The following is an 11,254-nucleotide window of genomic DNA, read 5'->3' as shown; positions in this document are numbered from 1 at the left end:
AACTCAGAAGTGAAACGCCGTAGTGCCGATGGTAGTGTGGGTATTACCCATGTGAGAGTAGGGTGCCGCCAGACTTTTAAATAAGCGTGAGAGCCCAGCAGAGATGCTGGGCTTTTTTGCTATCTATGATTTAAGAAATTAAAATCAACGTAATTGAAGAGCAGAGAGGGATATAGTCTGGAAATGAGCTCATTAATCGCTTTTAATAAACCATTTAATGTGGTGTCTCAATTTTCAGCGCATGAAAAGTATCCAACATTGAAAGATTTTATCTCATTACCCAAATTTTATCCTGCTGGACGATTAGATACTGACAGTGAAGGATTACTTTTATTAACAAACGATGGTAATGTATTTGATTAAAGTAGGTGTATTTTGAAAGGTGTAAGTTATCCCTATTTTTCAACCAAACACTATTGATGTTACCTTTCTTTATCATCTATTTAAATTCAACTTATTGTTTTAATATAATTTAACAATCATTTAACTCATTAATATTCTAATTTATCTTATAATTTTAGTCATTCAAAAAACAGTTTTTATAGAAACAATAGCACTACTGAAAATGGTTAAAACTAATCTGTTTAATAACATATTTCTCGATTAATAGCATTTTTCTATTTATTTATTGCTGTATGTATGAAACAATTTAGCCATATGAAATAGATTTTTTGAGGTAGTCAGTGATTGATAATGATGGCTACCGTCCAAATGTAGGAATAGTTATTTGTAACCGTTATGGCCAAGTACTTTGGGCTCGTCGTTATGGGCAAAATTCTTGGCAATTTCCTCAGGGCGGAATAAAACAAAACGAAACGCCTGAACAGGCAATGTTTCGAGAATTGAACGAAGAAGTCGGATTATTACCTAAAGATGTAAAAATTTTATCTGTTACCAATGGTTGGCTCAGATATAAATTACCTAAACGTATGATTCGTTGGGAAAATCAACCTGTTTGTATTGGTCAAAAACAAAAATGGTTTTTATTAGAGTTAATTTCTGATAATTCAGTGATTAATCTCAATGTTTCTTCTACACCTGAATTTGATGATTGGAAATGGGTCAATTATTGGTATCCAATTCGACAAGTGATTTCTTTTAAACGTGATGTATATCGCAGAGCCATGAAAGAATTTTCATTACCCGTATTTGCCATACAAACTGAAGTGGATGTACAAGCAACAAACAGTTCAAACAAAAAAAAATCCAATTATTTTGTTCATAAACGTAAAAATAAACAGCGAACTAAAAGATGAATCAATATTTACAGTTTCCAAATTTCAATCCAATTGCCTTCTCAATTGGACCTATTTCTTTACACTGGTATGGAGCAATGTACCTTTTTGGGGTATTAGGTGCCCTTTTTTTAGCCAAGAGGCGAGCAAAAAAAACAAATAGCCAATGGACTGTTCCACAAGTTGAAAATTTACTGTTCTGGGGATTTTTAGGTCTTTTCGTGGGTGGGCGATTAGGTTATGTACTCTTTTATAATTTTAATGTTTTTATAAACGATCCCATATCATTATTTAAAGTTTGGGAAGGCGGGATGTCTTTTCATGGCGGATTGATTGGGGCTATTTGTGTTATTGCAATTTTTGCTAAAATAAACCACAAAACATTTTTGCAAGTTGCTGATTTCGTCGCACCTTTAGTGCCAATAGGTTTAATGTTTGGGCGATTTGGTAATTTTATCAATGGCGAACTATGGGGGCGTGTGACTCATTCTTCAGTTGGGATGTTGTTCCCTACATCATCACATGCAGATTTCATGTTTGTTCAATCACATCCTGAATGGAAAGAACTATATACTCAATTGCATGGCATACTTCCAAGACATCCTTCCCAATTATATGAAATGGCTTTTGAAGGTATTGTCTTATTTATTATTTTAAATCTGTTTATTAGAAAGCCAAGGCCAACAGGATCTGTATCTGGATTATTTTTACTATGTTACGGTTTATTTAGGTTTGTTATTGAATTTTATCGACAACCTGATGAACAATTAGGCTTATTTTTCAACATCATTAGTATGGGGCAAATTTTATGTCTACCTATGATACTAGGTGGTGCTTTAATTATGTTATATGCATATCGATTTAATCAAAAAGCGAGAAATTCATGAAACAATATTTAGACCTGATGAAAACAATCTTAAATGAGGGTACGCCTAAATCAGATCGCACAGGAACGGGTACGTTATCAATTTTTGGTTATCAAATGAGGTTTGATTTGCAAAAAGGGTTTCCACTGGTAACTACAAAAAAATGCCATTTACGTTCAATTATTCATGAATTACTTTGGTTTTTAAAGGGCGATACCAATATCAAGTATTTACAAGATAATAAAGTGACCATTTGGGATGAATGGGCGGATAAGAATGGCAATTTAGGCCCTGTTTATGGAAAACAGTGGCGAGCATGGGGAACAGCTGACGGTAGGCAAGTTGATCAAATATCGCAATTAATTCAACAAATCAAAACAGATCCCGATTCAAGACGTATGATTGTTTCTGCATGGAATGTTGGAGAGTTAGATCAAATGGCATTAGCACCATGTCATGCTTTTTTCCAATTTTATGTTGCAAATGGAAAACTATCATGCCAACTTTATCAGCGTTCATGTGATGTATTTTTAGGCTTACCGTTTAATATAGCAAGCTATTCATTATTAGTGCATATGATTGCTCAACAATGTGATCTAGAAGTGGGTGATTTTGTTTGGACGGGTGGCGATACCCATTTATATTCAAATCATATGGAACAAACGCATTTACAGCTAAGCCGGGAACCTCGAGCTTTACCAAAGCTTAAAATTAGACGTAAGCCACCCACAATTTTTGATTACGAATTTGAAGATTTTGAAATTGTTGATTATGACCCTTATCCCGCTATTAAAGCACCTGTGGCTGTTTAATCGGAATAAATTACTTCAATTGATTTTTATTTTACAAATTAAGTTGTCTAATATATTGGGATTAATCTGATTAATCCCTAATTTTAATTTTTAATCCTCATGTTAACAATTAGCATTATGAGAAATGAATGTCATTGTTAAGTTAGTAATTTGATTTTTCTGCCACCAAAACCAAGATATAGTATATAATAGTCCACTTTGTTATTGATAATAACTTAATCTTTATATGACTCAAAATCAGGAAATTCGCCCAATCTTTACTAAACGTTTATTACACCCGCGTTATTGGTTAACATGGTTTGGGATTGGTCTTTTATATCTTATCGTGTTATTGCCATATCCAATTATTTATCAATTAGGTAAAGGGTTAGGATTGCTATCAATGAAAATAATTGGCAAACGTAAAGAAACAGCAAGACAAAATCTAATGCTCTGTTTCCCCGAAAAATCACAGCAAGAACGTGATCAGATGTTGCGTGAAAATTTTATATCAACCGGTTTAGCGATTTTTGAAACGGGTATGGCTTGGTTTTGGTCAAATAAACGATTAGCTAAACAATCTTCTATTGTTGGCGATTCGCATATTACTCAAATACAGCAGGCTGGAAAGGGGGTATTACTAATCGGTATCCATTTTCTCACATTAGAATTAGGTGCTCGTATTTTAGGTATGCATCATCCTGGAGTTGGTGTTTATCGTCCAAATGATAATCCTGTTATGGATTACGTGCAGTTAAAAGGTAGGTTAAAGTCTAATAAATATATGTTAGAACGATATAACACCAAAGGAATGATTCGTGCATTAAAAAATGGTGAATTATTATGGTATGCACCAGACCATGATTATGGACCTAAAAACAGCGTGTTTGCGCCTTTCTTTTCTGTCGAAAAGGCTGCAACTACAATAGGTACGCGTATTTTGGTTAAACTTGGTCAACCTGCAATTATCCCTTTTACCCCCAAACGTGAAAAAAATGGGCATTATACTGTTTATGTTACATCCCAGCTTATTGATTTTCCGATGGACGATGATGTGCAAGCAGCAACGTTTATGAACAAAGCGATTGAGCAAGAAATTTTAAAAGCGCCAGAGCAATATATGTGGTTACATCGAAGATTCAAAACTCGTCCAAAAGGTGAAGCACCATTATATACAGACAGTGTTCAATCCGACTAATACAGCTATTTTTTTGGGATTTTTGAAAAAAGAGTTAAAGATACAATATGCAAAAATTAAATAAGATTATTCTCTATTGCCGTATTGGTTTTGAAAAAGAGTGTGCCGCTGAAATCACAGATAAAGCGGCTCAAAAAGAGATCTTTGGATTTGCTAAAGTTAACGATAATAGTGGCTATGTTGTTTTTGAATGCTATCAAAATGGCGATGCTCAACGCTTAATTCAAGCGTTACCTTTTAGAACACTTATATTTGCACGCCAAATGTTTGTTACAGGCGATCGATTAGTTGATTTGCCAACAGATGATCGTATTACGCCTATTGTTGAAGCGTTAACGGGATGTATTGATAAAGCCGGCGATTTGCGAGTTGAAGTGGCAGATACTAATGAAGGAAAAGCGTTGGCGGGGTTTTGTCGCAAATTTACTGTTCCGCTTCGGCAAGCGTTAAGAAATCATCGGATTTTATTAAAAGTCCAAAATCCAACCCGCCCTGTTATTCATGTGTTATTTCTAAATAATAATAGTTGTTATGTTGGTTATTCACTAAGTGAAAATAATTCACCGTTCTATATGGGGATACCTCGGTTAAAATTTCCAGTTGATGCCCCAAGCCGTTCCACATTAAAACTTGAAGAAGCGTTTCATATCTTTATTCCCTATGAAGAATGGGAAGAAAGACTAAAAGGTGGATTAAATGCTGTTGATTTAGGCGCTTGTCCGGGAGGATGGACATACCAGCTTGTCAAACGAAGTATGATGGTTTATGCCGTTGATAATGGTCCAATGAATCCGAAATTAATGGAAACAGGGCAAGTTAAAAATTTTCGAGAAGATGGCTTTAAATTTATGCCTAAAAAGCATAATATTTATTGGTTAGTTTGTGATATGGTTGAGAAACCGACTAAGGTGACAGAATTAATAACTAAATGGCTTATCAATGGTTGGTGTCGAGAAACAATTTTTAATCTGAAATTACCCATGAAAAAGCGTTATGAAGAAGTAAAACAAAATTTACAATTGCTCAATAACATATTAAATGACAATCAAATTAATGTTCAAATTCAAGCAAAACAGCTTTATCATGATCGAGAAGAAATTACCGTTCATGTACAACGAATTTGGGGATAAAAATAATTAATTCTTTAATTGACTGTAGTTAGTTAAACTAAGCTAATTTTTTAGGTAAAAGAATATACTTTATTAGTCATCAAAATAGTTTATATATTGTTGTCTGTATAGCTTTATATATGTAACGAAAAAGCTTAATATTGATTGATATATGTTCTGATTTAAATCAATGAGTAATGTAATTAGCGGTCAAATCGCGGTAAATAGATAATAAAGCGAAAATAGTTGTGTTCTTCTATATCCCAAGTAAAAATGCGATAAATTAGCACGATCAAATTTACTAAAAAGTCATTATAAATTGAAAATAAATAGATTATTTTTGAAGTTAAATTAAACACATTATCATAACCAAACTAAGTAACAATGAATTAACAACGAATTTAGTGACAACAAATTACACGAGAATAGGTATGAATATAAAACGCTCATTTTACACAATGTTAATATCAGTATTATTAGCATTTTTAGTTGGATGTTCAGGGAGCTTTTCAAAAAACGGTTCTGGCTTTGATGAAAGCAAAGATTCGAGTTATTATCTTTCACAAGTCGAAGCAAGTTCTGGAGAAGCTAAAACAAATTGGCAATTGTTAGCTATTCGGGCATTAATTAAAGAAAACAAGCTTTCACAAGCTAACACACTACTTTCTAAGTTGTCGACAGATCTCAATCCGGAACAAAAAATAGATAAAATTTTATCTCAAGGTGAAATCGCAGTTAGAACAGGAAAACGATTTAAGCTTGATACCTTATCTATTAACGAGCTTAATAATTCACAGTTATATCGATATTACTCCATCAAATTAGCTTTAGACAAAAAAAATATTAATGCTCAAGCACATGACTATATTGAATTAGAAAAATGGTCATCGAAAGATCAGCGTCAACAAGTATTGAGTAGTACATGGAGTTTTTTCAGCAAGTTAAAAAACGATCAAATGGGTAAAATTGTTGTAGGTACTAATGAAACCATATTACAAGGTTGGATTGAATTAAGTATCGCTTATCAAACAACTACACTAGTTGGTGCTTCTGACAATGAAAATTTAAAACAGGCTTTTCATGATTGGGCGACACGATATCCTAACCATCCTGGTAATGCGGTTATTTCAATGTTAACGGGAGAACAAACACTTAGTGTTGATAATGAAGGAAAAAAAGTGGCATTGTTATTACCGTTAAGTGGAACTTCACATATTTTTGGTGAAACAATTCGTCAAGGTTATTTTGATGCCATGAAGTTTTATCCACAAGAACCACAACAAAATATTGTGACGTTTGATACTGCAAGTGCCTCATTAGATAAATTAATTCAACAAGCTAAAGATGAAGATGTAGAATTAATTGTAGGACCTTTATTAAAAGGTGATGTTAACTATATCAAGCAATTGGCGCCGGGTATTCCTGTATTAGCATTGAATAAAGTTGAGAATAAATCAGATACCCGCAACAAGATGTGTTATTTTGCATTATCGCCTGAAGATGAAGCAAAAGATGCAGCTAATCATATATTTGCACAAAATAAACTAAAACCATTGTTATTAGTCCCACAAAATGAACTTGGTAAACGCGTAGCACAAAATTTTGCAAAACAGTGGTCTCAACTTTCAGTTAACAGCTCACCAGCTTATGTCCAGTATTTTGGAAATGCGAAAACATTAAGCGATAGTATGAATAAAAATGTTGGTATCGAACTTGTTGGTGAGCCTATTGTTCTTAATGATATGCCATCGGAATCAATGAGTTTAGTTGATAATTTTACTGATTTTGATGCAATTTATATTTATTCCTCATACGATGAATTAACGTTGATCAAACCGATGTTAGATATGGGAGCTGATAAACCGATTGGTCACTCGTCATCTGCGAGTGTTGCGCTGTATTCAAGTTCTAAAAGTCATGTCGCAAATGCATCTAATGACTTCTACTATGATTTAAATCAAACGCAATATGCTGAAATTCCGCTCATTTCTAATCAACTTGATACCTCGATCGAGTTGCCGGACAGTATTAAGAAGGATTATTCCTTAATGCGTGTTTATGCAATGGGAATAGATGCTTGGCGTTTAGCAAATCGTTTTAATCAATTAAGTTCAAATCAAACTAATTTTTTAGATGGAATGACAGGTAAATTATCAACGTCAGAACAATGCGAAATAACGCGCGCATTATCATGGCAACAATATTCTAATAGCTCAACTAAATCAGAACCGATTAGTGAATAGAAAAAAAATTGGCGAGCATTTTGAAAATATTGCTTGCCAGTATCTGCTTGGGCAAGGTTTAACGCTTATAGCTAAAAATAGTCAATTTCGCTTTGGGGAACTTGATTTGGTTATGCGTGACAAACAATGCCTTGTTTTTATAGAAGTGCGCTATCGAAAAAATGCCCATTTTGGTCATGCAGAAATGACAATAACGCCTAATAAACAAAATAAAATTAAACAGGCAGCGCAACTTTGGATGATTGCGCAAAATTTGAATATTGAAGAAACTGAGTTTCGATTTGATGTTTTTGCTATTACTGGTAAAAGCCAACAATGGATTATTAATGCGTTTTAATATTTAGGTGAAAACGTGCAAGACTTAATCAAAAATTATTTTACAGAAAGTATCCAAACACAAATTGTGATGGCTGAATCCTTAGGTTCGTCAATTGAAAAAGCTGCTAACATCATCGTTGAAGGATTACTTAATGGTAATAAAATTATGAGTTGTGGTAATGGCTCTTCGGCTGCGAATGTCCAAAGTTTTACTTCTCGATTAATTACCAGTATTGATATTGAAAGACCTAGTATCCCCGCTATCGCTTTAGTGTCTGATAATGTTTTATTAAGTGCGATTAAAAATCATGAAGAGATTTATGCACGCCAAATACAAGCATTGGGGCAACAAGGTGATATATTAATCGTGGCAACTTGCCAAGGGAACAGTAAAGCAATTATCCGAGCTGTACAAGAAGCGGTCATTAAAGATATGAAAATTGTTGCTCTAACGGCTTTTGATGGTGGAGAGGTAATAGGTTTATTAGGTCAAAATGATATAGAAATTAGAATTCCGACCTATAAAAAAGTGATGGCTTATGAGATGCATGCTATGATTTTAAACTGTTTATGCCAATTAATTGAAAATACTTTGTTTAATCATACTTAATAATGAAAATAAAAACAGTTTAGTTCTGCAATAATAGCGAATAATATGCTATAATTATAAGCTGTTTTAATGATTTATATTAATAAGAGAACTTGGTGTTATGACCGAACTAGCCAAAGAAATAACTCCCGTTAACATTGAAGATGAACTAAAATCCTCTTACCTTGATTATGCTATGTCTGTAATCGTTGGGCGTGCACTGCCTGATGTTCGTGACGGCTTAAAGCCTGTTCACCGACGTGTTTTATTTGCCATGCATGAAGCGGGGTATGATTGGAATAAACCTTATCGAAAATCAGCTCGTGTAGTTGGGGATGTAATCGGTAAATACCATCCGCATGGTGACTCAGCTGTTTATGACACAATTGTACGTATGGCACAGCCATTTTCACTGCGTTATATGCTGGTTGATGGTCAAGGTAACTTCGGATCGGTTGATGGTGATTCGGCAGCAGCAATGCGTTATACCGAAATTCGTATGCAAAAGTTTGCAGGTGCATTACTGACAGATCTTGATAAAGAAACCGTCGATTTTTCACCAAACTATGACGGATCAGAAATGATTCCTGATGTGTTACCTACACGTATTCCTAACTTATTAATTAATGGATCATCAGGAATTGCAGTAGGTATGGCGACCAATATCCCACCGCATAACCTTACAGAAGTTATTAATGGGTGCCTTGCTTATATTGAAGATGAAAATATTTCAATTGAAGGGTTAATGGAACATATTCAGGGGCCTGATTTTCCAACCGCAGCATTAATAAACGGTCGAAAAGGCATAGAAAATGCTTATCGTACTGGCCGTGGAATTATCTATATTCGTTCTAAAGCAACCATTGAAGTTGATGATCACAGTGGTCGTGAAACGATTATTGTTAATGAAATACCCTATCAAGTTAACAAGAAAAAACTCATCGAAAAAATTGCTGAATTAGTTAAAGATAAGAAAGTTGAAGGCATTTCTGCTTTGCGTGATGAATCGGATAAAGATGGCATGCGCATAGTCATCGAAATTAAACGAGATGCGGTGGGTGAAGTTGTACTGAATAATCTTTTCTCATTAACCCAATTACAAGTCTCGTTTGGTATCAATATGGTGGCTTTACATAAAGGTCAACCAAAACTGTTAAATTTACGTGAAATGATTGAAGCTTTTGTGCTACATCGTCGTGAAGTTGTAACACGCCGTACTATTTACGAATTGCGTAAAGCCCGTGAACGTGCACATGTATTAGAAGGTTTAGCGATTGCACTTGCCAATATTGACCCTGTGATTGAGTTAATTCGAGCAGCTGCAACACCAGCTGAAGCAAAAAGTAAACTTTTATCTCAAGCTTGGCAACTTGGAAATGTCGCGGCAATGCTTGAAAAAGCAGGCGATGATGCTGCTCGTCCAGAAGATTTGGCTCCAGAATTCGGTATCCGTGACGGTCACTATTATCTTTCTGAGGCGCAAGCTCAAGCAATTTTAGATCTTCGTTTGCATCGTTTAACCGGACTTGAACATGAAAAAATTCTTGATGAATATAAAGAGTTATTAGTTCAAATCGGTGAACTATTATATATTCTGGCAAGTCCTGAAAGATTAATGGAGGTGATACGTGAAGAGCTTGAAGCGATACGCGATCAGTTCCAAGATGCAAGACGAACGGAAATTACGGCAAGTAGTGCAGATATCAATATTGAAGATCTGATTGCACAAGAAGATGTTGTTGTTACCCTTTCTCATCAAGGGTATGTGAAATATCAACCGCTTTCAGATTATGAAGCTCAACGTCGTGGTGGTAAAGGTAAATCAGCAACCAAAATCAAAGAAGAAGATTTTGTTGAAAAATTATTAGTTGCTAATACCCATGATACTATTTTGTGCTTCTCAAGCCGTGGTCGCTTATATTGGATGAAAGTTTATCAATTACCTGAGGCAAGTCGAGGATCTCGTGGTCGTCCAATTATTAATTTATTACCACTTGAAGAAAATGAACGTATCACCGCAATTTTACCTGTTCGGGAATTTGACGATGAACATTGCGTATTTATGGCGACTGCTCAAGGAACGGTGAAGAAAACTTCTCTTATTGAATTTAGTCGCCCACGTAGTGGTGGTATTATTGCAATCAACTTACGTGATGATGATGAGTTAATTGGTGTCGATTTAACGAGTAATGAATCATCAGCCATTGATGATGAAGAACTGAATGATGATGTAGTGAATGAAGACATTGAGTCAGATGATGACGAAATCACTCAAGTTTCAGATACGGAAGACATCATGCTGTTCTCTGCTAATGGTAAAGTTGTTCGCTTCCCTGCTAATAAAGTTCGAGCAATGGGGCGTACCGCTGCAGGTGTGCGTGGCATTAAACTTGAAAGTGATGATAAGGTAGTGTCACTTATCGTCCCTCGAGGCAATGGTGCGATTTTAACCGCAACACAAAATGGTTATGGTAAGCGTACTCAACAAGAGCTTTATCCAACAAAATCTCGGGCAACAAAAGGGGTGATTTCGATCAAAGTCAGTGAACGAAATGGCGCTGTGGTTGGTGCTGTACAAGTGGATGAAACTGATCAAATCATGCTAATTACTGATGCCGGAACGTTAGTACGCACACGCGTTTCAGAAGTAAGTATTGTCGGTCGAAATACACAAGGTGTAAGATTGATTCGCACAGCCGATAACGAAAAAGTTGTGGGTCTGCAACGAATCGCTGAAACCGAAGATGATGATGTGGAATCAGTATCATCGCAGCAGAGAGACGAGCTGGATAATTCAGCTCAGGAGTCCGAAGAATAATTTTTAATTATTAAGAAGGATTAGTTATATAGCTAGTCCTTTTTTATTTTAGAAAACCTCAAAAAGGAATAGTATTAGATGTCATTT

General features: G+C 35.0%; 9 protein-coding genes and 1 pseudogene. All 10 read left to right on the top strand.

The genetic code is table 11. The annotated features are described in order from the left end of the window. Positions 1-183 precede the first annotated feature (183 nt). Positions 184-354, top strand: a pseudogene (locus J3U36_RS10750) (pseudouridine synthase); the annotation flags it as partial. 329 nt (positions 355-683) lie between these two features. Beyond that, positions 684-1,256, top strand: coding sequence for an RNA pyrophosphohydrolase (gene rppH, locus J3U36_RS10745; RefSeq protein ID WP_065558435.1), 573 nt, complete (start codon positions 684-686; stop codon positions 1,254-1,256). Then, positions 1,253-2,122, top strand: coding sequence for a prolipoprotein diacylglyceryl transferase (lgt, locus tag J3U36_RS10740; protein ID WP_267380279.1), 870 nt, complete (start codon positions 1,253-1,255; stop codon positions 2,120-2,122). The genes rppH and lgt overlap by 4 nt, the downstream gene beginning before the upstream one ends. After that, on the top strand, positions 2,119-2,913 hold the full coding sequence (thyA, locus tag J3U36_RS10735; protein ID WP_267360940.1) for a thymidylate synthase: 795 nt from the start codon (positions 2,119-2,121) through the stop codon (positions 2,911-2,913). The genes lgt and thyA overlap by 4 nt, the downstream gene beginning before the upstream one ends. Before the next feature lie 226 nt (positions 2,914-3,139). Then, entirely contained in the window at positions 3,140-4,090 is a 951-nt protein-coding gene (gene lpxL / locus J3U36_RS10730; protein WP_267350157.1) for an LpxL/LpxP family Kdo(2)-lipid IV(A) lauroyl/palmitoleoyl acyltransferase, read from the top strand. A 47-nt stretch (positions 4,091-4,137) separates the two neighbouring features. Beyond that, on the top strand, positions 4,138-5,220 hold the full coding sequence (rlmM, locus tag J3U36_RS10725) for a 23S rRNA (cytidine(2498)-2'-O)-methyltransferase RlmM (RefSeq protein ID WP_267380277.1): 1,083 nt from the start codon (positions 4,138-4,140) through the stop codon (positions 5,218-5,220). 410 nt (positions 5,221-5,630) lie between these two features. Next, the gene (locus J3U36_RS10720) at positions 5,631-7,442 is read left to right on the top strand and encodes a penicillin-binding protein activator (RefSeq protein WP_267380275.1); all 1,812 of its coding nucleotides are present in this window, start codon (positions 5,631-5,633) and stop codon (positions 7,440-7,442) included. Further along, a complete protein-coding gene (locus J3U36_RS10715; RefSeq protein ID WP_267360932.1) occupies positions 7,435-7,779 on the top strand; it encodes a YraN family protein in 345 nt (114 codons plus the stop codon). The genes J3U36_RS10720 and J3U36_RS10715 overlap by 8 nt, the downstream gene beginning before the upstream one ends. Positions 7,780-7,794: 15 nt before the next feature. Beyond that, the gene (locus tag J3U36_RS10710) at positions 7,795-8,370 is read left to right on the top strand and encodes an SIS domain-containing protein (protein WP_220215956.1); all 576 of its coding nucleotides are present in this window, start codon (positions 7,795-7,797) and stop codon (positions 8,368-8,370) included. A 100-nt stretch (positions 8,371-8,470) separates the two neighbouring features. Then, positions 8,471-11,167 (top strand): DNA topoisomerase (ATP-hydrolyzing) subunit A, encoded by a 2,697-nt coding sequence (gene gyrA / locus J3U36_RS10705; protein ID WP_267360930.1) that lies wholly within the window; start codon positions 8,471-8,473, stop codon positions 11,165-11,167. Positions 11,168-11,254: the final 87 nt, after the last annotated feature.

It is taken from the genome of Gilliamella sp. B3817, from assembly GCF_026536705.1.
Lineage (GTDB): Bacteria > Pseudomonadota > Gammaproteobacteria > Enterobacterales > Orbaceae > Gilliamella > Gilliamella apicola_I.
The sequence above is the reverse complement of the archived record's forward strand: the minus strand, read 5'-3'. Positions and strand labels throughout refer to the sequence as shown.

Bases quoted from the DNA above. Each gene is read 5' to 3' on its own strand.
- gyrA (WP_267360930.1), top strand. From the start codon at position 8,471: ATGACCGAACTAGCCAAAGAAATAACTCCCGTTAACATTGAAGATGAA.
- J3U36_RS10720 (WP_267380275.1), top strand. From the start codon at position 5,631: ATGAATATAAAACGCTCATTTTACACAATGTTAATATCAGTATTATTA.
- thyA (WP_267360940.1), top strand. From the start codon at position 2,119: ATGAAACAATATTTAGACCTGATGAAAACAATCTTAAATGAGGGTACG.
- lpxL (WP_267350157.1), top strand. From the start codon at position 3,140: ATGACTCAAAATCAGGAAATTCGCCCAATCTTTACTAAACGTTTATTA.
- lgt (WP_267380279.1), top strand. From the start codon at position 1,253: ATGAATCAATATTTACAGTTTCCAAATTTCAATCCAATTGCCTTCTCA.
- rlmM (WP_267380277.1), top strand. From the start codon at position 4,138: ATGCAAAAATTAAATAAGATTATTCTCTATTGCCGTATTGGTTTTGAA.